21 protein-coding genes are annotated in these 26,167 nt (G+C 63.2%); 11 read left to right on the top strand and 10 right to left on the bottom strand.

Translation table 11 applies throughout. The features are described 5' to 3' along the window. Window position 1 precedes the first annotated feature (1 nt). From FJW04_RS18445 to FJW04_RS18435, 3 genes are read left to right on the top strand one after another with little or no spacing between them, the layout of a single operon-like run. Entirely contained in the window at window positions 2–1,174 is a 1,173-nt protein-coding gene (locus FJW04_RS18445) for a glycosyltransferase family 4 protein (RefSeq protein ID WP_140715828.1), read from the top strand. After that, on the top strand, window positions 1,171–1,977 hold the full coding sequence (locus FJW04_RS18440) for a WecB/TagA/CpsF family glycosyltransferase (protein ID WP_015316291.1): 807 nt from the start codon (window positions 1,171–1,173) through the stop codon (window positions 1,975–1,977). The genes FJW04_RS18445 and FJW04_RS18440 overlap by 4 nt, the downstream gene beginning before the upstream one ends. Further along, window positions 1,974–2,900: a DUF6492 family protein gene (locus tag FJW04_RS18435; protein ID WP_140715826.1), complete on the top strand. Its 927-nt coding sequence runs from the start codon at window positions 1,974–1,976 to the stop codon at window positions 2,898–2,900. Before FJW04_RS18440 ends, FJW04_RS18435 begins: the two co-directional genes overlap by 4 nt. 6 nt (window positions 2,901–2,906) lie before the next feature. On the opposite strand, the gene FJW04_RS18430 is transcribed toward FJW04_RS18435, so the two are convergent. Continuing rightward, window positions 2,907–4,202, bottom strand: a complete 1,296-nt coding sequence (locus FJW04_RS18430) for a lipopolysaccharide biosynthesis protein (RefSeq protein WP_140715824.1) — start codon at window positions 4,200–4,202, stop codon at window positions 2,907–2,909. Between the two features lie 200 nt (window positions 4,203–4,402). Here FJW04_RS18430 and FJW04_RS18425 point away from each other — a divergent pair, with 200 nt between their 5' ends. The 4 genes from FJW04_RS18425 (at window position 4,403) to FJW04_RS18410 (ending at window position 10,875) form a co-directional block, all read left to right on the top strand. Next, entirely contained in the window at window positions 4,403–6,991 is a 2,589-nt protein-coding gene (locus FJW04_RS18425; protein WP_140715822.1) for a GumC family protein, read from the top strand. A gap of 179 nt (window positions 6,992–7,170) precedes the next feature. Beyond that, complete coding sequence (gene folD / locus FJW04_RS18420; protein WP_140715820.1) at window positions 7,171–8,070, top strand: bifunctional methylenetetrahydrofolate dehydrogenase/methenyltetrahydrofolate cyclohydrolase FolD; 900 nt, start codon at window positions 7,171–7,173, stop codon at window positions 8,068–8,070. A 28-nt stretch (window positions 8,071–8,098) separates the two neighbouring features. Then, window positions 8,099–9,097, top strand: a complete 999-nt coding sequence (locus FJW04_RS18415; RefSeq protein WP_032922464.1) for a GlxA family transcriptional regulator — start codon at window positions 8,099–8,101, stop codon at window positions 9,095–9,097. 113 nt (window positions 9,098–9,210) lie between these two features. Then, window positions 9,211–10,875: a VWA domain-containing protein gene (locus FJW04_RS18410; protein ID WP_140715818.1), complete on the top strand. Its 1,665-nt coding sequence runs from the start codon at window positions 9,211–9,213 to the stop codon at window positions 10,873–10,875. 66 nt (window positions 10,876–10,941) lie between these two features. Here FJW04_RS18410 and edd read toward each other — a convergent pair whose 3' ends face one another. From edd to zwf, 3 genes are all read right to left on the bottom strand, one after another. Further along, complete coding sequence (gene edd / locus FJW04_RS18405; protein WP_140660789.1) at window positions 10,942–12,765, bottom strand: phosphogluconate dehydratase; 1,824 nt, start codon at window positions 12,763–12,765, stop codon at window positions 10,942–10,944. Between the two features lie 73 nt (window positions 12,766–12,838). Further along, window positions 12,839–13,555, bottom strand: a complete 717-nt coding sequence (gene pgl / locus FJW04_RS18400) for a 6-phosphogluconolactonase (RefSeq protein ID WP_140614660.1) — start codon at window positions 13,553–13,555, stop codon at window positions 12,839–12,841. Continuing rightward, window positions 13,537–15,009, bottom strand: coding sequence for a glucose-6-phosphate dehydrogenase (gene zwf, locus FJW04_RS18395; RefSeq protein WP_015316300.1), 1,473 nt, complete (start codon window positions 15,007–15,009; stop codon window positions 13,537–13,539). Before zwf ends, pgl begins: the two co-directional genes overlap by 19 nt. Before the next feature lie 317 nt (window positions 15,010–15,326). Here zwf and FJW04_RS18390 point away from each other — a divergent pair, with 317 nt between their 5' ends. After that, window positions 15,327–16,073, top strand: a complete 747-nt coding sequence (locus FJW04_RS18390; RefSeq protein WP_140715924.1) for an SDR family oxidoreductase — start codon at window positions 15,327–15,329, stop codon at window positions 16,071–16,073. A 19-nt stretch (window positions 16,074–16,092) separates the two neighbouring features. Here FJW04_RS18390 and FJW04_RS18385 read toward each other — a convergent pair whose 3' ends face one another. From FJW04_RS18385 to FJW04_RS18375, 3 genes are all read right to left on the bottom strand, one after another. Then, complete coding sequence (locus FJW04_RS18385) at window positions 16,093–16,974, bottom strand: SH3 domain-containing protein (RefSeq protein ID WP_181172979.1); 882 nt, start codon at window positions 16,972–16,974, stop codon at window positions 16,093–16,095. Window positions 16,975–17,347: 373 nt separating this feature from the next. Continuing rightward, window positions 17,348–18,634 (bottom strand): FAD-binding oxidoreductase, encoded by a 1,287-nt coding sequence (locus FJW04_RS18380; RefSeq protein WP_140715814.1) that lies wholly within the window; start codon window positions 18,632–18,634, stop codon window positions 17,348–17,350. 139 nt (window positions 18,635–18,773) lie between these two features. Continuing rightward, window positions 18,774–20,210, bottom strand: a complete 1,437-nt coding sequence (locus tag FJW04_RS18375) for a glutamine synthetase family protein (protein WP_015316305.1) — start codon at window positions 20,208–20,210, stop codon at window positions 18,774–18,776. 148 nt (window positions 20,211–20,358) lie between these two features. Between FJW04_RS18375 and FJW04_RS18370 the strand changes: the two genes are divergently transcribed. Further along, window positions 20,359–21,081, top strand: a complete 723-nt coding sequence (locus tag FJW04_RS18370; RefSeq protein WP_140715812.1) for an HAD family hydrolase — start codon at window positions 20,359–20,361, stop codon at window positions 21,079–21,081. 64 nt (window positions 21,082–21,145) lie between these two features. On the opposite strand, the gene FJW04_RS18365 is transcribed toward FJW04_RS18370, so the two are convergent. From FJW04_RS18365 to aceA, 3 genes are all read right to left on the bottom strand, one after another. Beyond that, on the bottom strand, window positions 21,146–21,559 hold the full coding sequence (locus FJW04_RS18365) for a response regulator (protein WP_167331149.1): 414 nt from the start codon (window positions 21,557–21,559) through the stop codon (window positions 21,146–21,148). 269 nt (window positions 21,560–21,828) lie between these two features. After that, window positions 21,829–22,071, bottom strand: coding sequence for a hypothetical protein (locus FJW04_RS18360; protein ID WP_006202762.1), 243 nt, complete (start codon window positions 22,069–22,071; stop codon window positions 21,829–21,831). Between the two features lie 55 nt (window positions 22,072–22,126). After that, window positions 22,127–23,416, bottom strand: a complete 1,290-nt coding sequence (aceA, locus tag FJW04_RS18355) for an isocitrate lyase (RefSeq protein ID WP_140715810.1) — start codon at window positions 23,414–23,416, stop codon at window positions 22,127–22,129. 223 nt (window positions 23,417–23,639) lie between these two features. Between aceA and FJW04_RS18350 the strand changes: the two genes are divergently transcribed. Both FJW04_RS18350 and FJW04_RS18345 read left to right on the top strand, forming a co-directional pair. Next, window positions 23,640–25,088, top strand: a complete 1,449-nt coding sequence (locus FJW04_RS18350; protein WP_140715809.1) for a helix-turn-helix domain-containing protein — start codon at window positions 23,640–23,642, stop codon at window positions 25,086–25,088. Between the two features lie 146 nt (window positions 25,089–25,234). Further along, window positions 25,235–26,134 carry a DUF2167 domain-containing protein gene (locus tag FJW04_RS18345; protein WP_140715807.1) on the top strand — a complete coding sequence of 300 codons (900 nt, stop codon included), beginning with the start codon at window positions 25,235–25,237 and terminating at the stop codon, window positions 26,132–26,134. Window positions 26,135–26,167 lie beyond the last annotated feature (33 nt).

The raw sequence follows: 26,167 nt of genomic DNA, 5'->3' as shown, positions 1-26,167 counted from the left end.
GATGCATCTGCTGTTCGCCACATCGATCGTGCCCGACGGTGCTCTCGCCTCGGGCTACGAGATAGCCAACGCCGCGATTATCGCCGCCCTGCGGCGCGCCGGCGCGCGCGTCACGGTCATCGGCTTCACCTGGCCCGGAAAAGCCGCGGCCGATCCCGAAAATACCGTGGTGCTGGGGGCGGTCGACGTGCGCACCGAAAGTGCTTCGCCGCTGCAAAAGCTTGTCTGGGTCGGCAAGGCGATGTTTTCAGGCCTGACCTTCGCGTCGGTCAAGTTGCGTGCGGTGTCCAGCCACGATGTTCAGGCCGCCCTCGAACGAGCCGGTCCGTTCGATGGATATGTGCTGAATTCCGTGCAGTTCGCCGGCGCTTTCGAACGGGTCTTCGAAGACCGGCCCTCGATTTTCGTCGCCCACAATGTCGAGCATCTCTCGGCGCGGGAGAACGCCGTTGCCTCCGCCGACATTTTCCAGCGCCTGCTGTTTCGGCGCGAGGCAAGGCTGCTCAAACTGGTCGAAGAGCGCCTCTGCCGCCGCGCGCGTTTTGTCTTCACGTTGGCCGAGGAGGATCGCGGGGCACTTGGCGTCGCCTCGGATGATCGTTCGGCGGTGCTGCCGCTGGTGACCTGCGCCACGGCGCCAGTCCGGAACGGCCGGCGCGCGATCGACTGTGACGCGGCCCTGATCGGCACCTGGACCTGGCAGCCGAACCGCATCGGCCTCGACTGGTTCCTGGGCAAGGTGGTGCCGCATCTGCGGCCTGGTTTCCGCATCCGCATAGCGGGTCACATGCCTTCCGGCGTCACCTCCGCGCATCCGGGCGTCGAGTTTGTCGGCCGTGTCGCGGATGCCAGGGCTTTCGTGCGCGGCGCGGCCGTCATCCCGCTGATCAGCACCGCAGGCAGCGGCGTGCAGCTGAAGACCATCGAGACCTTCGAGCTTGGCCTGCCCTCGGTGGCCACCAGCCGGTCGCTGCGCGGCATCGACCATCGCCCCGACAATTGCGTCGTCACCGACGATCCGGCCGGCTTCGCCAAGGCCCTGGAGGCAGCCGCGGCCGACATCAACGATGTCGATGGCAGCACCTTCCATGGCCGGCAGGTCAAGGCGCTCGACGCCGCGGTTCGTGTCGGTCTCGAAAAAATCGGCGCCGTGCGGGAGGAGGTGTTTGCATGAACATGCACGCCGCCCGCGCCGCGTTCGGCTTTGACAGCCTGAAGGCAATCCTCGGCATCCCGGTGCTGGCGATCCGCTGGGACGATGCGATTGCCTTGCTGAACCGATTGATCGCCGAGCGGCGCTTCACCAAGGTCAGTTTCCTCAACGCCCACAATGCCAATATCGCCCACACCGACCCGGTGTTCGCCGAGGCGCTCGACGATTTCCTCATCCTGCCGGACGGCATCGGCGTCGATCTCGCCGCGAAGCTGCTCTACGGCGCGCCGTTTCCCGACAATCTCAACGGCACCGACTTCGTGCCGGCCTTCCTGCAGGCTTCCAAGAGGCCGCTGACGGTGGGGCTGCTCGGAGCGACCCGTGTCAACGCCGAGGCGGCGTCCGTGAAGCTGGCGGCGCTTGCCGTACAGCACAACTTCGTGGTCATTCACGACGGTTATTTCTCCCCCGCGCAGGAGCCGGAGATCATCGACCGGATCGCAAAGCTACGGCCTGATATGCTGCTGGTCGCGATGGGCGTGCCGCGCCAGGAATTGTGGATTGAACGCCACATCGACGAACGCCATTGCACGCTGCCGATCGCGGTCGGCGCGCTGCTCGATTTCCTGAGCGGCTCGGTGCCGCGCGCACCGCTGTGGATGCGCCGCCTGCGGCTGGAATGGCTGTTCCGCCTGGCGGTCGAGCCCGGCCGGCTCTGGCGCCGCTACGTGGTCGGCAACCCCCTGTTCCTGTGGCGGGTCGTCAAGCAGAAATGGGCGCGCGGCGCCGAGGCCGTCGCAGATGCTCCCGGAGAGTTTCGTTGAACAAGCGGTTCGTCCCAGACCCGCTGGCCGGCCCACGCCTGTTGCCGAAGACGCCGACGGCAGCGGTTGTGACGGCAAGCTACGCCCCGGATTTTGAACGCTGCCGACTGCTGTGCGAAACGCTTGACCGGCATGTCTCGGGCGCCGCGCACCACTACATTCTGGTGGAACATCGCGACCTTCCGCTTTTCCGCCAGTTGGAGACCAGCCGCCGTTCGATCGTCGATGAGCGGGATCTCCTGCCGCACTGGCTGCGCGCCTTCGACGATCCGCTCAGCCTGTTTCGCCGCCGCGTCTGGCTCAGCCTGAAGACCCAGCCGCTGCGTGGCTGGCACGTGCAGCAGCTGCGCCGTATCGCCATATCGGCGCACGCGGGGGAAGATGTGCTGATCTTCTGCGATTCCGACGTCGCTTTCCTGAAGGCCTTCGATTGCGGTGCCTTTTGGCGAGATGGCAAGGCGCGTTTGTTTCGCCGGGATGGTGTGCTCGCCGATGACGGCCATGACGAGCATCGCTTGTGGTCGCGCAATGCCGGAATGGCACTTGGCATCGATTCGTCCCGGACATCGGTCCATGATTATATCTCGACGCTGATCGCCTGGCGCCGCGACACGGTGCTTGCCATGTGCGGCCGGATCGAAAAGGTCCATGGCCGCGACTGGGTCGAGGTCATCGGCTCGGCGCGCAAATTCTCCGAATGCATGATCTACGGACGCTATGTCGACGATCTGCTGGACGGAGCCGGCCACTTCCACGGTTCGGAAGAATTCTGCCGCGTCCACTGGACGGGCGAGGCGCTGTCGGACGACGAGTTCCGCCGCTTCGTTGCCAGCATGGCGCCAGAGCAGGTGGCAATCGGCATGCAGTCCTTTATCGGCACCGATATAGGCCGGATCCGACGCCTGATCGGGCTTGATCGCTGATTTGTCCTAGATTGCCTTGGCCGGTCTGCGCAGCGCCGAATAGGTCAGCAGCATGGACGCGAGGTAGAGCAGCAGGAAGACGATGTTGAGCGACAGCACCAGATCAGATGTTTCGGAAATGGTGGTCAGCACATAGATCAGCAGCAGCGCCTTGAGGGCGGCGAGCAGGCCGAGATTGAGCGCTCGCACCAGCGTCTGGCCGCGCGCGAAAAGAAGCTCGGCCTGGTATTCGACCAGATTGCGCAGTCCAGGCACACAGATCGCCAGCGCCACCAGGGGTGAGGCCTCGGAAACATTCCTGCCGAGTGCGTTGGGAAAGAAATGCAGCACGATGCCAAGCGCTGCCAGCGCCAGCGTTGAAACGAGGAACACGCCGCCCTCGATGCCGCTCTTTATCGCAAGGCGCGACAGCAGCTCCGGCGCGCGCATCATGCGCTGCACGAGCATCATGGAGAAGGTACGGATGGGGATCGCCGTCAGGTCGACGAGCCGCATGATGATGGCATAGATGCCGGCCAAATGCGGGCCGCCGATCGCCAGCACCAGCAGCTTGTCGAATTCCGATTGCAGGTAGAACAACACCTCGGCGCCGGCCACATAGATGGAATCGGCGAGCCGCCGCAGATAGAGTTCGATGCGCAGCCGCAGCCGCTGGCGTGGATAGAACCAGCCAAAAGCCAAAAGCAGCGAGGCGGCGTTGGCCCCTATGTAGAACCACGACCACATCCAAATGTCATGCTGTGGCGAGACCATGAACAACACCGCGCCAAGCGCCCGCAGGGCGGTGGCCAGGATCGCCAGCACGGCTGCACGGCCGAATTTGCCCAGCCCGTTGTTGACGATCAGCGCCACTTCCACCGGCCGCCACAGCAGCGCCTCGGCAAAAACGATCGCCGTGAATACCGACAGCGGCACGGTGCCGGCAAAGAAGATCAGGTAAACGCCGAACGAGGCCACGGCCAAAAGCGGCAGCGAGACGGCGCCGAGCAGCAGGAAACCCGCCGTGAACGTGCCGATCAGATTGGGGCGGATGGTGGCGGTGCGGTAGAGTGCCGAAATGAAACCGAAGGCGAGAAGCCTCGACAGCATGACGCCGGCCGCCGAGGCGGTGGCGAACATGCCGAACTCTGCGATCGACAGCGTATTGGCGAGCGCGATGAAATAGGCGAGTGAAAACACCAGTCGCCCGCCGGCGCCGCTGATCGCCGAAAAATAGTCGCGCACCAGCCCCCGCCGTTCGGCCATCAAGGTGCCGATCCGCGCGAAGGTCCGCCTTTGCGGTATGTCGCTGGCCTCAGTCATACGTCGAGGAAAATGCATAGAGTGGAAAGTTTAACGCGTCGTTCTGAAGCTTTAAGTAGTGTTGAAAATTCTTGCAACCAAGACGTGAATTACCGCGATCGTCTCCTGGAAATTAACCTTTTGTTTCCTATGCCTGTTTAGCGTGGCTTAACGAATGGCCGACCGCCGCTGCCAAGCGGCCAAGAGTAAAGCTCCACGACATGGTCGACAGGGAAAACCGTGAAGACTGGAAGCGCGAGCGCTCCTTGCTGGCGCTTGGCGAAGCCGTGCGTGGCGAGGACGATGCTTCGCTGGTGTCGATAGGAGACCGCGCGGACCCCTCATGGCGCGAGGATGCCGCCACGCGCCATCGCCTGGCTCGTTCCCGTCGCGAGACGAAGGCGAGCCCGCCTCGGTCGGCAGCCGATAACGCCGAACGGTCTCGCCTGGACGAGGAGCAGCCGTTTGTATCCGAGGGCGCCTGGCGTTCGCGGGGGGAAACCGGCACCGGCGATTTGCCACCCGACATGCCGCAAGCAAGGCCCGCCCCCGAGGAACCTTCGGGCACGGGTGGCGCCCACGATGCAATCGGGTCCCGCGCTGCGGGCAGAGCCGACCCGTCCTCCAATGGCGGGGCGGACAGTCAGCAGTGGAAGCCGCTGATCGATCCGATGCTGGTCGTTCGCGGCGTTGCCAGGTCGAAGCTGCTGATCGTTGCGACCACGATACTGGGCGCTGGACTTGGCGTTGCCATCGCCTTGTCGATGCCGAAGAAATACGAAGCCACGACCGAACTGATCATCGAGCCGGGTGACCTGAAGCTCTCCGACCGCGATCTCACCCAACCGGTAGGCCAGCCCGATGCCGCTCTGGCCGTCGTCGAAACCCGGATCAAGATGCTAACCTCGGGCACCGTTCTCGATCAGGTCGTCAAGAATCTCAACCTCGTCAACGATCCGGAATTCAATGGCCAGGGCTCCGGCGGCCTCGGCGTCATGTCGCTCATCCGCTCGATCGTGTCACGCAACGATGGGCCGGGCGGCGTCGATGAGATTCGCCGCCAGGCGCTGGCTGTCGGCAATCTGGCCAAAAGTCTGTCGGTCGAACGCAGCGGCAAGACTTTTGTCATTTCCGTCAGCGCCGTGACCCAGAACGGCGACAAGTCGGCGCTCATTGCCAATACGACGAGGACCGTCTTCCAGCAGGAAGCCGCCAAATACCAGTCCGACATGGCCGGACGCGCGACGAACGAATTGACGTCCAAGCTCGATGATCTGCGCAAGGGGGTCGAGGCGTCCGAGCGCAAGGTCGAGGATTTCAGGGCCACGCATGGCCTGGTCGACGCGCAAGGCCATCTGATCAGCGACGATCAAATGCTGAAGCTCAACGAGCAGCTCTCGGTCGCCCGCGCCCGCACGCTGGAACTCAATGCCCGGGCAGCGTCGGCGCGTTCGCTGGATGTCAATTCCGTTCTGACCGGCACGTTGCCGGAAGAGATCAACTCCAACGCCATGAGCGATCTGCGCTCGCAATATGCAACGCTGAAGCAGGAGGCCGATCGTGCCGCGGTCCGGCTGGGACCGCGTCATCCAGAACTCCAGGCCCTCGACGCCCAGATCGCCGGCGCGCGCGAGCGCATCGCGGCTGAACTGCGCCGCATCGCCTCTTCGCTGCAGGTCGACTTGAAGCGCGCGGTTCAGCTCGAACAGGACCTTGCTTCCCGGCTGGCCCAGGCAAAGGTCCAAAGCGGCGACGTCAACAGCGACCTGGTTGCCCTGCGGGAACTGGAGCGTGAGGCCACCGCCAAACGTTCCGTCTACGAACAATATCTCTTGCGCGCCAAGGAGACTGGTGAACAGACGGGCATCAACACGACCAACATCAATGTGATCACTCCCGCCCAGGCTCCACTCGAGCCAAATGGACCCTCACGGGCCTTGGTGGCGCTGGCCGGCCTGCTGCTTGGCCTTGCCGCCGGCGTTGGCGTTGGCGCTCTGCGCGGTACCTATGACAGCCTGCGCGAGACGGCAAGCGCGCGCTCACGCCGCGAGCGCAAGGTGGACGAACGCAAGTTGGCTGACCAGAGAGCGCCTCGCGAGGAGCAGGCATTCCGGGCGGAGCCTCCGCCAGAGCCACCGATGCCGGCAGCGCCTGTGCCGCCGCCGCCCGCACCACCGCCGCCGGTCACGCGGACCGAGGCCGCTCCCGCCGAAAGCTCCGGGAGGATCGGCGCACTCATGTCGAGACTGCGCAAGGCCATGTCCCGCAAGCCGTCCGCCGAAGCCGACGACGACATCTCCAGCGGGTTCGGCCTACCCGCCTTCGCCGACAACGGACGGCCTGTCAACGCTCCGCTATTTCCTGGCCATCCGGAGTCCGGTTTCGGGCCTCGGCAGGCGCCCGGCCTGGATTATTCGCAGTCACCCTTCCAGCCGGGCCCCGATGCGGGGTATGGGCAGCGGATGACCTTGCCTTCGCGCTCGCCCCTGATGCCGCAACAGGCAACGTACCCGGCTCCCCCGTTTCCGTCCTCTCCCTATGCACAGCCGTTGGGCTACCCCCAGGCGCAGCCCTGGTCGCAAGCGGGCCATCCCTCCACGCAAAGCTCAGCGGGACCTTATGCGGCGCAGATGCCGTATCCGCCGCCGCCCGCTCCGGCGCAGCCACCGGCCGCCCCGCCCGCGAGGCCGACTCCGGTCGAGGAGGGTGGCGAACAAGCATCGGTCGAAGAGATTCGCGCCAGCCTGCGTGAATTCCGCGAAGCGGTCCGCGAACTCACGGAAAACCGCACCCGCCGCCGCTACTTCTGAGCCACCAGATAGGCTGCGGAGGCCGAACAAAACCGTGCTGGTTTCGCGTAAACGGCATGGGAAGGCGCTTTGACGGGATTGCGAGCTTGTATTTTCGTGACAATGCCGCGCTGCAGATTGCCTGCGCCGCGGCATTATGTTCTCGAAAGCGGCGTGGGCGAAACGATGTTGAGGGTGGCATGGCCGAAGTGATTGACGGAAAAAGCGTTGCCGAAGACGTGGTGCGGACGGTCAAGGCGCTGACCGCCGAGCTGGTCGCCAAGGGCAAGGCCAAGCCAGGCCTGGCCGTGGTCATCGTCGGCGAGGATCCGGCGAGCCAGGTCTATGTCGCCTCCAAATCCCGCACCGCCAAGGAATGCGGCTTTCATTCGCTTCAGCACACGCTGCCGGCGGAAACGTCCCAAGAGGCGCTGCTCAAGCTCATCGCCGAACTCAACGCCGATCCTGAAATCAACGGCATCCTGGTCCAGCTTCCGCTGCCCGCCCATGTCGATGCCGGCAAGATCATCCAGGCGATCGCGCCGCACAAGGACGTCGACGGCTTCCATTTCATCAATGTCGGCAAGCTCGGCACTGGTGAACTCGACACGGCCTTCGTTCCCTGCACGCCCGCCGGCTCGATGCTTTTGATCGAGCGCGTGCGCGGCAAGGACCTGTCCGGCCTCAACGCCGTTGTCGTCGGCCGCTCCAACATCGTCGGCAAGCCGATGGCCAATCTGCTGCTTGCCGCCAACTGCACCGTCACCATCGCGCATAGCCGCACCAAGGACCTGCCGGCGCTTGCCCGCACGGCCGACATCCTGGTCGCCGCTGTCGGCAGGCCGGAAATGATCAGGGGTGACTGGGTCAAGCCTGGCGCCACCGTCATCGATGTCGGCATCAACCGCATTCCCGCGCCCGAGAAAGGCGAGGGCAAGTCGCGTCTCGTCGGCGATGTCGCCTATGCCGAAGCGGCCAGGGCGGCCGGCGCGATCACTCCGGTGCCCGGCGGCGTCGGGCCGATGACCATTGCCATGTTGATGGCCAATACGTTAGCTTCGGCCTACCTTGCGGCCGGACTGAAGCGGCCTTCCTTCTGAGCCCGGGTTGACCCTGAAAGCCGCAGCTTTGCCGAACCCCACTATTTCCCCGGAACGGCCGGTCACGAATGATCCCGTTCAAGGCGGCCGGCAGTTCGCTTTCCTGCTGGTCGACAAGTTTTCGATGTTCTCGCTGGCCGCCGCGATCGATACGTTCCGGTCGGCGAACCGCCTGCTCGGTCGCGACTTCTACGGCTGGACAACTGTGTCGGCCGATGGTGACCCGGTGATGGCTTCCAACGGCCTGCCGCTCAAGATCGACTACGCCGTCGCCGACCTGCCGCCGGTCGATATTCTCTTCGTCTCGGTCGGCTTGACGACAGAATTTCCGGGCAAGAGCAAGGTTCTGGCCGCCTTGCGCAGCTGGGGCCGGCGCGGCAACGCGCTTGGTGCCTTGTCGGTCGGATCCTACCTGCTGGCCGAGGCTGGCCAGCTCGAAGGCTATCGCTGCACGATCCATTGGGAAAACCGCGCCGGCTTCGTCGAGCGCTTTCCCGACATCAACTGCACGGGCAACGTCTTCGAGATCGACCGCAAACGCTACACCTGCGCCGGCGGCACCACCTCGATCGATCTGATGCTGGAGATCGTGCGTGGCGATTTCGGCTCCAACCTCGCCAATGGCGTCGCCAACCAGTTCCAGCACGAGCGCATCCGCTCCGCTGGAGACCGCCAGCGCGTCGGGCCGGAGCGTGACCTCACCGGCAAGTCGGAGAAGTTGCGACGCATCGTCGAATTGATGGCCGACCATCTCGACGAGCCGCTGTCGGCGGTACAGCTCGCCAAGTCGGCGGGCCTCTCGGTGCGCCAGGTGGAGCGGCTGTTTTTGCGCCATCTCAACGTCACGCCGGGGCGCTACTACATGCGGCTGCGGCTGGAGCGCGCGCGCGAATTGCTGCGCCAGACCAACATGCCGATCCTCGACGTGGCGATCGCGACCGGCTTCACCTCGCATTCCTATTTTGCCCAGAGCTATCGGCTGCAGTTTGGCCGCCCGCCCTCGGAAGAGCGCCGCACGACATACTGAATTGGGTACGCACGGGCCCTATGCGAGCTATCGCTGATAGCGGTGGCTTGTGTCCCTGCACGCGCTCAAATAGCTTCGGCCAGCGGACGGGGTGGCTAACTCAGGAGATTTCGATGGCGATACTTGCGCGGAGCGTCGCTGCGGCGATCCTCCTTTTGTCGACGACGACATTCGGCTTTGCCGCCAACAAGGTCATCATCATCCTCGACGCGTCGGGATCGATGTGGGCGCAGATCGACGGAAAGCCCAAGCTGGAAATCGCCCGCGAATCGCTGAGGACCGTGCTTCAATCGGTTCCCGCCGACGACGAGATCGGCTTCATGGCCTATGGCCATCGCGAAAAAGGCAGCTGCGACGACATCCAACTGATCGTGCCGCCCCAGGCGGGCTCGGCAAGCGCCATCTCGGCAGCCGCCGACAGCATGAAGTTCCTCGGCAAGACGCCGCTGACGGCAGCCGTCAAGCAGGCGGCCGAAGCGCTGAAATATACCGAGGACAAGGCAACTGTCGTTCTTATCACCGATGGGCTCGAAACGTGCGGCGGCGACCCTTGTGCGCTGGGCAAGGAACTCGAAGCCTCCGGCGTCGATTTCACCGCCGACGTCGTCGGCTTCGGCCTGACCGCCGACGAAGGCAAGCAGATTGCCTGCCTCGCGGACAACACCGGCGGCAAATACATCCAGGCTTCCGACGAGAAGGCGCTGCAGGAAGCGCTGGTCGAGACCGTCGCGGCGCCGGCACCGGCGCCCGAGCCAGCACCGGCCCTCGCTCCGGCACCAGCGCCCGAGCCGGCGAAGCCCGAGTTCAATTTCATGCCGACCGTGGTGCTGGCCGAGGGCGGCGATCCTGTCACCGACGGCAATGCCTGGGAAGTCTACAAGGCCAAATCGGACGGCACGCGCGGCGACAACGTCACCACCGAATACGGCGACTACAAAGCCAATCTGGAACCGGGCGACTACATCGTCGTCGCGCGCGACGGTGAGGCCAAGACGGAGCAGAAGATCAAGATCGAGGCGGGCCAGGTCTACAAGCCGCTGTTCACCTTGAATGCCGGCACACTCATCCTGCATCCGCGTCCGAGCCAAGGTGCCGATGTGGCCAGCGGGGCGGCTGTCGTGATCGCCTATCCGGGCGTCGACAACCCTCCGACCTATTATGGAGACACGAAAGTCGTGTTGCCGGCCGGCGACGAGAAAGTGACCGTCACGATCGGACGGGGCGTGGTCACCGAAACGATCCTGCTTGCCGCGGGCAGGGTGATCGACAAGGACATAATCGTCGGCGTCGGCCATGTCGTTGCCAACGCATACTATGTGGCCGGCGGCGACAAGGCTGACGGTTCAGGCACCGGCTTCAAGGTGCTCAAGGCCAAGAAGAAGATCGATGGCACCCGCGACGAGGTCACCTATGCCTATGGCCCCGACAGCAAGTTCGATCTGCCGCCCGATGACTATGTGCTGATCGCGACGGTCGATCTCGCCATCGTGGAACAGCCTTTTAGCGTCAAGGTCGGCGAGTTCCAGGACCTCAAGGTCGCCATGAATGCCGGCGTGCTGGCAATCACGGCGCCTGGCACCTCCAAGATCGAGATCTTCGAGACGAAGAAGGACATCAATGGCAATCGCAAGTCGATCGGCTATGCCTATGACGAGAAGTATCAGGCCGCGATAGCGGAGGGCGATTACGCGGTGGTTTCGGAGAAGTCGGACAACAGCAAGAAGGAAGGCGCCGTGACCGTGAAGGCCGGAGAGCGGGTTGAACTGACGGTGCAATGAGGATTGCGATTTCGACCGTGAAAAAGGGCGGCCACGTGCCGCCCTTTTCATGCCGGACAGAATGCGTCAGGCAGTGCCGAACGCGCTGGCGCCGTGATCGGCGCGGCCCACCAATTGGCGGAAGCCGGCGAACAACTCGCGTCCGAAGCCGAATTCATTGCCGATGAGATCGACTTCGGCCGTGCGGCGCAACGCGAATTCGGTGCCTGGCACCAGCACTTCCAGCGTGCCGGCATCGGCGTCGAGGCGGATGATGTCGCCGTCATGGATCCGCGCGATCGGCCCGTCCTCGACCGCTTCCGGCGTCACATGGATTGCCGCCGGCACCTTGCCGGAGGCACCCGACATGCGCCCATCGGTGACCAGCGCCACGCGCTGGCCGCGATCCTGCAGGATGCCGAGCACGGTGGTCAGCTTGTGCAGTTCCGGCATGCCGTTGGCCTTCGGACCCTGGAAGCGGATGACGGCGATGAAGTCGCCGGTGAGTGTGCCCGCCTTGAAGGCGTCGTTCAGCCCCTGCTGGCTGTCGAACACCTTGGCCGGCGCTTCGATGATACGCCGCTCCGGTTTGACCGCCGATGTCTTGATGACGGCGTGGCCGAGATTGCCCGCCAGCACCTTCAGACCGCCCGTCGCTTGGAAGGCCTTGTTGAACGGCGCCAGCACCTTTTCGTCGCCGCTTGCGCGCGGCGAAGCCTCGCGCAGCACGCCGCCGTCGGCGCCGAGCTTTGCCTCGACCGCGTACGGCCGCAGGCCTTCGCCCCACACCGTCTGCACATCCTCGTGCAGGACGCCTTCGTCGAGCAGTTCGCGGATCAGGAAGCCGAGGCCGCCGGCTGCATGGAAATGATTCACGTCGGCAAGTCCGTTCGGATAGACCCGTGCCAACAGAGGCACCGCTTCCGAGAGGTCGGAAATATCCTGCCAGGTCAGCGCGATGCCGGCGGCGGCGGCCATGGCGATCAGGTGGATGGTGTGGTTGGTCGACCCGCCGGTGGCATGCAGGCCGACGACGCCATTGACGAACGAACGTTCGTCGATCATCCGCCCGACCGGCGTATAGGCGTTGCCGAGCGCGGTGATCGCCAGTGCCCGTTTCGTCGCTTCGCGGGTCAAGGCGTCGCGCAGGGGCGTGCCGGGGTTGACGAAGGACGCGCCCGGCGTGTGCAGGCCCATGATCTCCATCAGCATCTGGTTGGAGTTCGCCGTCCCGTAGAAGGTGCAGGTGCCCGGCCCGTGATACGACTTGGACTCGGCTTCCAGGAGTTCGGCGCGTCCTGCCTTGCCCTCGGCATAGAGCTGGCGGACCTTGGCCTTCTCATCGTTGGGCAGGCCTGTCGTCATCGGGCCGGCAGGAATGAACACCGCCGGCAGATGGCCGAAGGTTAGTGCGGCGATCACCAGACCCGGGACGATCTTGTCGCAGACGCCGAGATAGACGGCGGCGTCGAACATGTTGTGCGACAGGCCGATCGCGGCTGCCATGGCGATCACGTCGCGCGAAAACAGCGACAGCTCCATGCCGGGCTGGCCTTGGGTCACGCCATCGCACATCGCCGGCACGCCGCCCGCGACCTGGGCGATGCCGCCCGCCTCGCGCGCGGCCTCCTTGATCAGGGCAGGGAAGGTCTCGAAGGGCTGATGCGCCGACAGCATGTCGTTGTAAGAGGTGATGATGCCGAGATTGGGCACCTTGTCGGCACCGAGCGCCAGCTTTTCCGAGGGGCTGCAGACCGCGAAGCCATGGGCAAGGTTGCCGCAGGACAGCACCGACCGGTTGGCGGTCTGGTTCGACGCTTCGGCGATACGGCTGAGGTAGCGCTCCCGGCCCGGTTTGGAGCGCTGGCGTATCCGTTCGGTGATGGCTTCGATGTCTCGTCTTGCGGTCATGGGATCAGGTCCTTTCAGGCGAGGTCCCGGAAACATCCTCCCGCCGTTGCCGGGACCACTTGTAAACTTGAAATCAGGGCGCCCAGAAAACCTCCACGGGCTTGGGCGATGCGTCGAGCACGGCACGGATCGGCTTTCGCGGCCCGGACGCGGCCGCGCCGTCGAAGGCGGTGCGCTTGTCCTCGCCCTCGATGTGCAGCGCGATGAAACCGGCGTCGATGATCCGCGCCAGGGTCAGGGTCAGCCGAGGCTCACCCGCACTTGCGGCGTGAACCGGCAGGATGATCCTGTCCGAGGCGGGGTCGAGCAGCTTCGGCAGATCGTCGGCGTCGGGAAAGAATGAGGCGGTATGGCCGTCCGGCCCCATGCCGAGGATCACGGCATCGAGCGGCCAGGGCAGGGATCGCAGGGCCGCATCGTCGGATGCTGCAGCATCCTCGATGCCGACCGCCTCGTGGTAGAGCGGAACGAAGCGGGCCGCCTTGGCCGCGTTCTGCAGCAGGTTGGCGGCAACCAGCCCGGCATTGGATCGCGGCGAGGAGGCCGGCACGAAACGTTCGTCGACCAGCGTCACGATCACCTTGTCCCAGGCGATCGGCGCCGCAGAGAGCGTGGCAAAGAACTTTGCCGGTGTCGTGCCGCCGGAGACCGCCAGCAATGCCGTGCCGCGCCCGGTGATCGCCTTGGTCAGGGCATCAGCGACGCGGCCAGCCAGCGCCAAGGCCAGTTGCGGACGGTCGGGAAAAGCGTTCCAGTTGTAGCTGGCGCCGTTCAATTGCTCTCGTGCCATGTCCGCCCGTCACGTTCGATCAGTGCTATCGAGGCCGACGGCCCCCATGTGCCTGCCGTATAGCCCTGCGCTTCCTGCTTGGCGCCTTCCCAGGCATTCTGGATCGGGTCGATCCACTTCCAGGCGGCTTCCACCTCGTCGCGGCGCATGAACAGAGTCTGGTTGCCGCGGATGACATCCATGATCAGCCGTTCATAGGCGTCAGGCGCGCGGCCGTCGAAAGACTGCGCGAAACTCATGTCGAGCGAGATCTGGCGCAGCCGCATGCCGCCAGGGCCTGGGTCCTTGATCATGATGAACTGCTTGACGCCTTCGTCCGGCTGCAGCCGGATGACCAGTTGGTTGGCAAAGATCGGCCCCGCGCCGCTGTCGCCGAAAATCGAGTGCGGGATCGGCTTGAACTCGATGACGATTTCCGAAACCCGGGTCGCCAGCCGCTTTCCGGTCCTGAGGTAGAATGGAACGCCGGCCCAGCGCCAGGTGCCGATCTCGGCCTTGATGGCGACGAAGGTCTCGGTGTTGCTGTCCTTGCCGAGTTCCTCGACATAGCCTTTCACCGGTCCCCCGGCCGACGCACCGGCGCGGTACTGGCCGCGCACGGTGTGCTTCGGCGCCTCGTTGCCGTTGATGCGCTTCAGCGCCCGCAGCACCTTGAGCTTCTCGTCGCGCACCGCGTCGGCGTCCATCGACGAGGGCGCTTCCATGGCGACGAGGCAAAGCAGCTGCAGCATGTGGTTCTGCACCATGTCGCGCAGCGCACCGGCCTTGTCGTAGTAGGTGACGCGGTCTTCCAAGCCCACGGTCTCGGCGACGGTGATCTGCACGTGGTCGATGTGGGCGGAATTCCACAGCGGCTCGTACAGCGCATTGGCAAAGCGCAGCGCCATCAGGTTCTGCACCGTCTCCTTGCCGAGATAGTGGTCGATGCGGAAAATCTGGCTTTCGTGGAAGTCGTCGCCGACCAGGTCGTTGAGCGCCTGCGCTGAGGCAAGATCGCGGCCGATCGGCTTCTCCAGCACGATGCGCGAATTCGGCGTGATCAGATTGTGCTCTTTGAGCTTGTGCGAGATGTCGCCGAACAGCGCCGGCGCCACGGCCAGGTAAAAGGCGCGGATGTGGTCACTTTCGCCGATCGCCTTTTTCAGCTTGTCGAAGCCGGCGCCGCTCGTTGCATCGGCCGGGACGTAGGAAAGCCGGGCGAGGAAGGTCTTCAACTCCTTGGCATCGATATCGGCCGGCTTGACATGGTCCGAAATCGCCTGCTTGGCGAAAGCCTGGAACTCCTCGTCGCTCATTTTCGAGCGCGACGTGCCGATGATACGCGTCGGCTCGGAGAATTGATGGTCGCGCTGGCGATAGTAGAGCGACGGCAGCAGCTTGCGTTCCGACAGGTCGCCGGTACCACCGAAAATGATGAAGTCGAAAGGGTCGACGGGGATGATCTGGCTGGTCATGGTCTGTCCGCTTTGACGCCGGTCGCAAATACGCGGCTGATATATTCTAATCGATTTAAATTTTCCAGTGCCATGGTGTCACATCGAGGACCAGCCGCTGGATTTTGCGTCGGTCCACGTGTGCGCTTGACACTGGCGCCGCCGGGAGGCTTGTCGGTGAACGAAGACTCCGGAAGCTTTCGCAGTTGCAGCATAGAACGTGAATGTGACGAAAGCTAAGGGAGAAATCGGCGCGCCTTGCGGCATCGATCGCATCGGTCGCCAGCCCTTGTGCAAGCTGTGCAGTGATATCGAGGAAGTCCATGAGCGGGAAAAGCATGCGTCTGGAAAACAAGGTCGCCATTATCACCGGTGCGGCATCGGGCTTCGGCGAAGGCATGGCCAAGCGCTTCGCGGAAGAGGGCGCCAGGGTCGTTGTCGCCGATCTCAACGCCAAGGGTGCCAAACGCGTCGCCGATGAGATCGGCGAGGCGGCAATCTGGACGCAGACCGACGTTTCGTTGCGCTCCGAGTCCGACGAGATGGTCTATGCCGCCAAAAGCGCCTTCGGCCGTGTCGACATCATGGTCAACAATGCCGGGTTCACCCATCGCAATGGCGACATGCTCAAGGTCGACGAGGAAACCTTCGACCTGATCACATCAGTCAACATGAAGGCGATCTATCACGCCGCCCTTGCGGTGGTACCGATCATGGAGCGGCAAGGTGGTGGTGTCATCCTGACCACGGCCTCCACCGCGGGCCTGCGGCCGCGGCCCGGCCTCACCTGGTACAATGCCTCGAAGGGTTGGGCGATCACCGCCACCAAGTCGATGGCGGTGGAACTCGCGCCCAGGAACATCCGCGTCAACTGCCTTTGCCCGGTCGCCGGTGAAACCGGCATGCTTGAAAAATTCATGGGCGCCGACACGCCCGAGATCCGCGAGGCATTCCGCGCCTCGATCCCGCTCGGGCGGCTGTCGACCCCGCTCGACATCGCCAACGCGGCTTTATGGCTGGCCTCGGACGAGGCCGCTTTCATCACCGGGGTCGCGCTGGAGGTCGATGGCGGGCGCTGCATCTGAACGCGGCGATCGTCGGATATTACGTGCCGGGCTTGACGTAGCTCTTGTACACCCAGCCGTGCTTGCCGTTGTAGACGATCTCGCACCACTGCTTGCAGCCCATCAGTTGCACCGAGGTCCGGGCAGGGATCGTACCGATGGGGGTGGCCCCCTTCTTCGGAGCACTGCGCATGGTCACAGCCCTGAGAATACGGCCGTTGCCTGTCGCCGCCACCTTGCGCGGCTTCGCCTTGGCTGCGTTGTCCTCGCCTTGTGCATTCGCGGGTTTTTGGTCCGGTGCTTGCGGCTGCGTCTCCGGAATGGCGGCGGTCTGCGCGCCATCGGGATTGCTGCTATTGGCAGGCGGGCTCGGCGCGGCGACCTTGGCAAGCTCGTCGGTGGCATCGGTATCGGTAAACGATTGCGCGAATGCCGCCGCTGTTTTGTCAGGCGCCGGCTCGGGCTGCTTGGCTACCTGGCTGGGAGCCGCCGTTTGATCGGGATCAGTTGCCGCCGCAGCCTTCGGCTGCGCCCCTGTCCAGCGGGGATCATTGGCGGCAAGCGCTGGTATGTCCACCGCCGCCGCTGCCTTGGTCGGTGACACCTGGCTGGACTTGCGCTCCGCCTGCGGCGTCACGGCCGCCGCCGTCACCGTCGTCCCCGAGGAGGGAACTTTCGTCGTCTTCACCGGAATGGTCGGAATGCTCTGCTCGGGGCTGGCGGCTGCTTGCCTCTCGCCGGTCGGCAACGCCAGCCAGAGCGCCACTGCGGCAACGCCAAGCAGTGCCGCGGTGCCTATTGCCGCGATAACCAGGTGCGAGTTCGAACGGACTCCCTGCCAGAATGACGGGCGCATGTCATAGCCGAACTGCATGGCGAAGCGCCGACGTTCCGGAGCACCGAAACTGAAGGGCTCTCTCACTCTTGCCACCTCCATAAGCGGGCCGGTGTTCTTTCGATCAAATATCGCAAGTCACGCGTTCGATCAGCATCGGTCCCAAACGCGGGCGGGCCCGCAACAATCCCCGAACAATCGCCCAGATGCGGACCTTTCGCCCGCGATTGTGGCGTCAGTACGCCCTTACCAAGGATTCTGCGCTTTTGCCCGCAATTCCGCAATGTGTCGCCCGGGCAACAAATATTACATGGATATTACAATATTACATGAGTTCGTGATCGCAGGGATAGCGGCGATCCGATCGCAGCCTAAGCACGTCGTGTCGAAAAAGGCTCCACAACGCACTTGGATCTTGTTGTGCATGTCGTTCCTCCCAAAGGTCACTTCGCGCGACGCATTAGATCCTGTCCCGCAGCGCAAACCAGTTGAGCGCAAGGAAAAGCAGCGGCGCCCGGAACCGGCGGCCGCCAGGAAATGGCGGGATTTTCAGCTCCTCGATCAGCTTCAGCCGGTCGCGGTTGCCGGTGATGGTTTCGGCATAGAGTTTGCCGAAGAAGTTCGACAGCATGACGCCGTGACCGGAATAGCCGCCGGCTGAGATCACATTCGGCATCACTTCGCGCACGAATGGCTTCCTCGGCACCGTGATGCCGACATAGCCGCCCCAGCCATGGGTGATCTCGACATCGCTGAGCGCCGGATAGAGCTCCGCGATCTGACGGCGAATGTGGATGTGGATATCTTTGGGATCGTTGACGCCATAGACCTCGCGTCCGCCGAACAGCAGCCGTCCATCCCTGGATTTGCGGAAATAGCGCACGACGAAGCGGGAATCGTCGACCGATTCGCCCCCCGGCAACACGTTCGAATCCAACCCCAGCGGCACGGTCGCGCCGATGAAGGATCCGATCGGCATGATGTGCGCGGCGCTCACCGGCTCGAGCGTGCCGCCATAGGCGTTGACCGCGATCAGGCATTTTTGCGCCGAGATCGTCCCTCTCGGCGTGGAGACCCTGACCTTGCCGCCTGCCGAGACGATGCCGGTCGATGGCGTTCCTTCGAACAAGTGGGCGCCAGCTTGTGCCGCCGCCCGCGCCGTGCCGATCACCAGCTTCATCGGATGGATATGGCCGGTGCCGATATCGCGCGTGCCGCCGAAATAAGCGCTCGAGCCCAGCCGATCCGCCGTCTCCTTCGCATCCATGAAGGAGATGTGCGGGTATGAGAAGCGGCCGGCCATGATTTCGGCATGCGCCTTGTAGTCGTCGACATAGCGCGGCTTGTGCGCGACCGAGAGCTGGCCTGGCATATAGTCGATATCGATCTGGTTGAGGGCGGCGAAGTCGAGCAGATGCGCTTTCGCCTCTTCGGCGAGATCGAACAGGGCCCTGGCGCGGGACAGACCGTATTCGGCCTCCAGGTCCTCGGCCCAGGCACGCTGCCCGGTGCCGAGCTGGCCGCCATTGCGCCCCGAAGCGCCATCGCCAAAACGATATGCTTCGATCAGGACAACGCCGGTACCGGCCTTGGCCAAATGTGTCGCTGCCGACAGGCCGGTAAACCCGCCGCCGATAATAACGACGTCGCAGGTCCGGTCACCGTCGAGCGTTGGATATTCGGGCCGCGGCCCAGCCGTGTCCTCATACCAGGACCGGCCGGGGGAAATGGGGGATTGGTAGTTCATGATGAGCGAAGACTCGAGGGAGTTCGGGTAGTGAGTAGTGAGTAGTGAGTAGTGAGTAGTGAGTAGTGAGTAGTGAGTAGTGAGTAGTGAGTAGTGAGTAGTGAGTAGTCGCTACCAACTACTCACTACTCACTCACCATCACACATTCAGCAGCAGATATTCCCGCTCCCACGGACTGATCACTTCCATGAACGTTTCGAATTCCGCCCGCTTGATCGCCGCATAGGTGGCGGCGAAGGACTTGCCCAGCAGTGCGCAGAGTTCCTCGTCGCCTTCGAACAGGTCGACGGCTTCGAGCAGGCTGCGCGGCAGGTCGATCTCGTGCGCGTTGGCGGTGGTCAGCACGGGAGGCTCGGCCTTGATCTTCCTGGTGATGCCGATCAGCCCGCAGGCAAGCGAAGCCGCCAGCGCCAGATAGGGATTGGCATCGGAGGACGGGATGCGGTTTTCAACGCGCCGCGCCGCTGGATCGGAACGCGGCACGCGGAAAGCCGTGGTGCGGTTGTCGTAGCCCCATTTGTTGTTGACCGGGGCAGAGGCCGCCTGCGTCAGCCGCCGGTAGGAATTGACGTAGGGCGCGAACATAACCAGCGCATTCGGCACGTGCTTCTGCATGCCGCCGATGAAATGGAAGAAATCCTCGGTCTCCGAACCATCCTCGGCCGAAAAGATGTTCCTGCCCGTCTTCTTGTCGACGATCGACTGATGGATATGCATGGCGGAGCCCGGCTGGCCCTGAATCGGCTTGGCCATGAAGGTCGCGTAGATCTCATGCTTGAGCGCGGCTTCACGAATGGTGCGCTTGAACATGAACACTTGGTCGGCGAGCTCGATCGGATCGCCGTGGCGCAGATTGATCTCGAGCTGGCCGGCGCCCTCTTCGTGGATGAGCGTGTCGATCTCCAGGCCCTGGCTTTCGGAGAAATGGTAGATGTCGTCGATCAGTTCGTCGAACTCGTTGACGCCGGCGATCGAATAGCCGGCGCCGCCGCCGATCGCGCGCCCCGAGCGGCCGACAGGCGGGGTCAGGGGATAGTCCGGGTCCGGATTCTTGCGCACGAGGTAGAACTCGATTTCGGGTGCCACGACCGGCTTCAGCCCAAGCTTGTCATAGGCCGCCAGCACTCGCTTCAGCACATTGCGCGGCGTGAACTCGACCGAGCGGCCGTCCTGGTGGACGAGGTCGCAGATGACGGCGGCCGTCGGGTCTTCCTCCCAGGGCACCACGGTCAATGTCGACAGGTCCGGCATCAGCTTGAGGTCGCCGTCGTCTTCCGGATAGTGAAAGCCGTTGCCGTCCTCCGGATAGCCGCCGGAAATCGTCGTCATGAAGACCGCCGAAGGCAGCGCCAGTGAGGTGTTGGAAGTGAATTTCTTCGACGGCATCATCTTGCCGCGCGCCACACCGGCCTGATCAGGCGTGATGCATTCGATATCCTCGATGCCGCGCCATTCCAGCCAATCGCTGACTTCCTTCCAGTTCTTCACACCTCGCAGGTTTTTCACGAAGGCAGGCGTGCGCGCCCGTCCTCCGCGGCTCGACGGACGGACTTCCTTTTTTGCAGGCGGCATCATTCACCAGATTGGGTTGCGGATTTTCAAGTATAGCCGTGCCGTGCAACGGAAGGGAAGGGGAGCCGCCGCGGGCATTTGCCGTTGCGGGTTGAAAACCGCTTGCCGGTCGGCATAGGTTTGGCGTCTTCCCGCACTCGAGAAGCCGGCGATGAGATCCAGTAGCGAACTGACCACGATCGGCTTCGATGCCGACGACACGCTTTGGCAGAACGAACGGTTCTTCCGCATGACGGAAAAGCGCTTTGCCGCCATGCTGGCCGATCATGGCGAGGGCGAGCAGATCTCGGCTCGACTGTTGGAAGCCGAGAGGCGCAATCTCGCGATCTACGGTTTCGGCATCAAGGGATTTACGCTCTCGATGATCGAGACGGCGATAGAGGTCACCGACGGGCGCGTGCCGGCTTCCGTCATATCGGAGATTCTCGACGCCGGCCGCGAGATGCTGGGCCATCCGATCGAGCCTTTGCCGCATGCACGCGAGACGGTCGAGAAGCTCGCCGGCACCTTCCGCCTCGTGCTGATCACCAAGGGCGATCTGTTCGATCAGGAGCGCAAGCTGGCCGGCTCCGGGCTGGGCGAGTTGTTCGACGCGGTCGAGATCGTCAGCGACAAGACCGCGGCGACCTATGCGCGCCTTTTCAACCGCCATGGCGATGGCCCGGCAAGGAGCATGATGGTCGGCAATTCGCTGAAGTCGGACGTGGTGCCCGCCATCGAGGCCGGCGGCTGGGGTGTCCATGTGCCGCACGAATTGACCTGGGTGCTCGAACATGTCGAGGCGCCGGTCGCCGAGCCGCGTTTCCGCCAGATATCGGATCTCAGCCAATTGCCCGCGCTTGTCGAAAGCATCAGGAACAGAGTTCGATCGTAGACCTCCGACTGCTTTTTTCGCGCAATTCTGGATGGAAAAACGGTTTTCGCCTTTTGGAATCGTTTTAGCGGCCGGTCAGGCGATCGATGACCGGTTGCAGCCGTTCGGGCGTGATCGGCTTGGCCACCACCGCGTCGACGACATGCGCCAGGCCCAGGCTCTCGGGCGTGCCATTCTTGGTTGAAAGCAGGATCACGGGAGGAAGTGCCTTGCCCGCGGCTCGCCGCAACGTGTCGATACTGGACATCAGCGTGTCGCAGTCTTTGTTGTCGGGGCCACCATCGAGGACAACCGCCCCGGGGATAAGCGAACGTAAGGTCTTCACCGCCATTTCAGGCGATTCCGAGATTGGTTTGAGCCCGGAACGCTCGACGATTTTAGACACCACGACGCGATTGATCGGCGACTTCCCGACAACAAGCACCCGCGAAGGATCTCGGATCGTCTCAATGTTTGAACCCCGGGTCACCCGATTCAGATGTTTTGTACTCTCCCCCTCGTCACTCACTAGGCACCCAAGTCGGCCAAGAATCTTGCCCCTATTTCAATGCAGAGTTGAATCTGCGGACAATTGGCGTGAGATCGCACCCTATGTCAAGTTGAAATAAAAGACTTCTGAAACCGTCTCCCACACAGTGGATTCAAGCAACAGTACTGTACTGCCCTGTCCATAGCTTGGTTGCGTGAAAATAAAATTCACCTACGCATACGCGGCGCGGGCAAATGGCCGGTTGTAGCGCTTCCGGGTCAGCCATGGCTTTGTTGTGTAACGATGACCGGGATCAGCAGGTCGCCCCAATTGCCGTCGCCGCCATGGTGCCTCGCGGAGCGCACGAGCTCCACCGAGACGCCCGCCTCGACCGCCTTCATCACCGATTGGTTGAGCCTGTGCAGGTCGTTGGCCAGCATGCGGATTGTCGCCTGCTGGTCGACGCTCATCGTGGTCGATTGCTCTTCGGCCCGTTCCTTGACGCGGCTTATCGATGCCATTGGTCTTCTCCTGTGTCTGAGGCCCTGTTGGGCGTTTCCTCGGTATTTCTGGTCGCTATTCCGCGGCCGGCTTGAACTGCGCGTGCTCGGTCGATTCATGCATGGCCGTGGTCGACGACCGGCCGCCGGTGATCGCCATAGAGACCGCGTCGAAATAGCCGGTGCCGACCTCGCGCTGGTGCTTGGTCGCGGTATAGCCACTGGCTTCCGCCGCGAATTCCGCTTCCTGCAACTCGGAATAGGCCGCCATCTGCCGCGCCTTGTAGCCGCGGGCGAGTTCGAACATGCCGTAGTTGAGCTGGTGGAAGCCGGCCAGCGTGATGAATTGGAACTTGTAGCCCATGGCGCCCAGTTCCCTCTGGAACTTGGCGATCGTCGCGTCGTCGAGATTCTTCTTCCAGTTGAACGACGGCGAGCAATTGTAGGCGAGCAGCTTGCCTGGATGGTGCCTGCGCACCCCCTCGGCGAATTTCTTGGCCTGCGCCAGGTCGGGCTTCGAGGTCTCGCACCAGATCAGGTCGGCGTGCGGCGCATAGGCAATGGCCCGCGCGATGCAAGGCTCGATGCCGTTCCGGACCTGGTAGAAGCCTTCCACCGTGCGGCCGGCATCATAGTCGACGAAGGGCTGGTCGCGCTCATCGATATCGGAGGTCAGCAGCTTTGCAGCTTCCGCGTCCGTGCGTGCCACGACCAAGGTGGGCGTAGCCATCACGTCGGCCGCGAGCCGCGCCGCGTTGAGGTTGCGGATATGCGCCGCGGTCGGGATCAGCACCTTGCCGCCGAGATGGCCGCACTTCTTCTCCGACGCCAACTGGTCCTCGTAATGGACGCCAGCGGCACCGGCCTCGATGAACGCCTTCATGATCTCGAAGGCGTTGAGCGGACCGCCGAAGCCGGCTTCCGCGTCGGCAACGATCGGCGCGAACCAGGTCTCGACAGAAAGCCCCTTGCCTTCGGAGGTTTCGATCTGGTCGGCGCGCTGCAGCGTGCGGTTGATGCGCTTGACCAGTTCGGGCGCCGCATTGGCCGGATAGAGCGACTGGTCCGGATACATTGCCGAGGCGGTGTTTGCGTCGGCGGCGACTTGCCAGCCCGACAGGTAGATCGCCTTCAGCCCGGCGCGCACCTGCTGCATCGCCTGGTTGCCGGACATGGCGCCGAGCGCGTTGACGAAGTCCTCCTCGTGGATGAGTTTCCACAGCCGGTTGGCGCCCATTTCGGCAAGGCTCTGACGAATCTGCACCGAACCGCGCAGCCGCTTCACGTCCTCCGGCGAATAGGGACGTTCAATGCCGTCGAAGCGACCTTCAGGCGCCGAGGGGACGAGGTTGTAAAAATCAGTCATTGGTCACTCCGAAGATTTCTGCACAGCCAATTCTCGGGCTGCTTCTATGTGACTGAATTTACATTCTGGCACCGCATGGGCTAGAAAAATCAGTAAAATCGGGCGGATATAAGAGAAAACCTGTGTTGTATTTGACAGCAAGGCGCTGTAAATTTGTCAATCCTGTAAAGCGAAGGAGACGGGATGCAGCGGGCGGCGTGTAAATTCCTGTCAAGGATTGGCGATGGCTGACCAGAAGATTTTCGCTGGGCCGCGCATCCGCCGCATCCGTGGCGCCAAGGGCCTGACCCAGACGGCGATGGCCGAGGGGCTCGGCATCTCGCCGTCCTACCTCAACCTGATCGAGCGCAACCAGCGGCCGCTGACGGTGCAATTGATCCTGAAGCTCGCCTCCGTCTACAAAGTCGATCCGCATGAGCTTCAGGGCGAGGCAAGGGGATCGGTCGCTGCCCTCAAGGAGGTGTTCACCGATCCGCTGCTGGTCGGCGAACTGCCGGGAGACCAGGAATTGATCGAGTTCGCCGAGGCGGCGCCCAACGCCTCCGCCGCGGTGATAAAACTGTTCCGCGCCTATCGCGAGCAAGCCGAGCGGCTGTCCGATCTCAACGAGCTTCTGGCCCGCGAGGGCCGGGCGACCGCCCTCTCTGGCGCCCGCCTGCCGATCGACGAGGTGCGCGAGATTTTCGAGCGGCGACCGAACCATTTCGTCTCGCTCGAGGAAGAGGCCGAGGCGTTCACGTCGGTGCTCGATCCCGGCGACGACCTGTTTGGCGCCTTGAAGGCATGGCTGAAGCGCGAATACGGCATCGTGGTCAAGGTTCTGCCGGTCGCCACCATGCCGAACTGGCGCCGCCGCTACGACCGCCACTCGCAGCGCCTGTTCCTGTCCGAGCGTCTGTCGCCGTTCGACCAGTTGCGTGAAGTCGCGATGGAGGCCTGCCTGATCCGCATGTCGGTTGCGGTCGCCGGTGAGATCCAGGCACTGAGGCTGACCACGGACGAGGCGCGCCGCCTTGCCCGCTTCGAACTCGGCCGCTACGCCGCCCATGCGCTGATGATGCCCTATCAGCCCTTTCACGCGGCGGCCGTTCGCTCACGCTACGACATTGATGTCCTGCGCTCGCGCTTCGGCGTTTCCTTCGAGCAGGCGGCAAACCGGCTGACCATGCTGCAGCGGCCAGTTGCTTCCGGCGTGCCCTTCTTCATGCTGGAGATCGACAATGCGGGAAACCGCTTCCGCAAGGCCGGCAGCCAGGGCTTTCCGCAAAGCCGCTTCGGCGGGGGCTGTGCCAAGCTTCCCGTGCATGTCGCCTTCACTCAGCCGGGCCAGATATTCGTCGAGGCGGTGGAAATGCCCGACGGCGCCGAGTTCCTGTGCATCGCCCGCACGCTGGAGGGGCCGCAAGGCGCGTTCTCCGAACGACCCCGCCGCACGGCACTGCTGCTCGGCTGCGACATCGGCTTTCGCGACGACATCGTCTATGGCACGGTGCTGCCTGGCGCGGCGACCGGCGCGAAGATGGGGGCGGGCACCGTCGCGGCGACGCCTGTCGGCCCCGCCTGCCGGCTTTGCGAGCGCGCCGGCTGCCTGGCGCGCGCCGAGCCGCCGGTGACGCGACCGCTCGGCCTCGACGAGATGGTCACCGGCCTGAGTGCCTTCGACTTTCAGTGATGTCGTGGTGACTTGCCGCGCGAAGAAGAAGACTGCTTCCTACTCAGGAAGACAATAAGCCTTCACGCTAAATATAGCGGATGCAATATTGATTAAGCGTTGCTGTTAAGATATCAACGACAATCTGTGCAGCGATCGGGGGATTGATGAGCCGGATAGCTCTTTGGCTTGGTTTGGGCCTTGCCCTTTCGGTCTGGCCCGCTCAGGCGGAAAAATCCTCGAATTTTTTTAAATCTTACCAAGGGTACAATGACGACGGCAAGGCTTTCCTGGACAAAATCGAGCCGAAGATCGGCACGGTGCATCTTGCCGAAGGTGTACACCTGACCCTTGGCGATAAGTTCTATTTTCTTAACAAGAAAGACACTGCCTCTGTTTTGACAGAAGCCTGGGGCAATCCTGCCAGTTCCGCTGCCGATTCGGTCGGCATGATCTTTCCGGCCAAATATGATCCCATTGCCGACGGTAATTGGGGCATAGAGTTGCGATGGGAGAAGATAGGCTATGTCGATGATGGCGACGCCGCATCCATCGACTACGGCGAGTTGCTGCGCACCATGCAGGCGGACACATTGTCAGGCAACGATCAAAGGGCAAAGGATGGCTTTCCTCCCATTACCTTGATCGGCTGGGCCTCGCCGCCAGTCTACGACTCGGTCAACAAGCGTTTGCACTGGGCAAAGGAACTGCAATTCGGAGACGATACCGTCCACACGCTCAACTACGACGTCCGTTTTCTGGGTAAGGAGGGCGTTTTTGTGATGAGTTATATCGCTACGGTGGAGCAATTGCCGGAGATAAGGCAAAGCCTGGACGAAGTCCTTGGCCTCGCCGCCTTCAATACCGGCAAGAAATACACTGATTTCATACCCGGCTCCGATACAGTTGCGGCAGTTGGCATTGGTGGCCTCATAGCGGGAAAATTGGCGGCGAAGGCGGGCCTTCTGGCCGTGGCGCTCATTGCGCTGAAGAAATTCGGTTTGATCTTGCTGGTTCCCTTGGCCGGAGTCTGGCGCTTCATTCGCGGCAACAAGCGCACGTCGTAGGCGTCGCCCAAGCGCTGCTGACTGTTGTCGGGC

The organism is Mesorhizobium sp. B2-7-3, from assembly GCF_006440715.1.
Classification (GTDB): Bacteria; Pseudomonadota; Alphaproteobacteria; order Rhizobiales; family Rhizobiaceae; genus Mesorhizobium; species Mesorhizobium australicum.
Note: the sequence above shows the minus strand (reverse complement) of the source record. Positions and strands in the feature narration are given on the sequence as shown.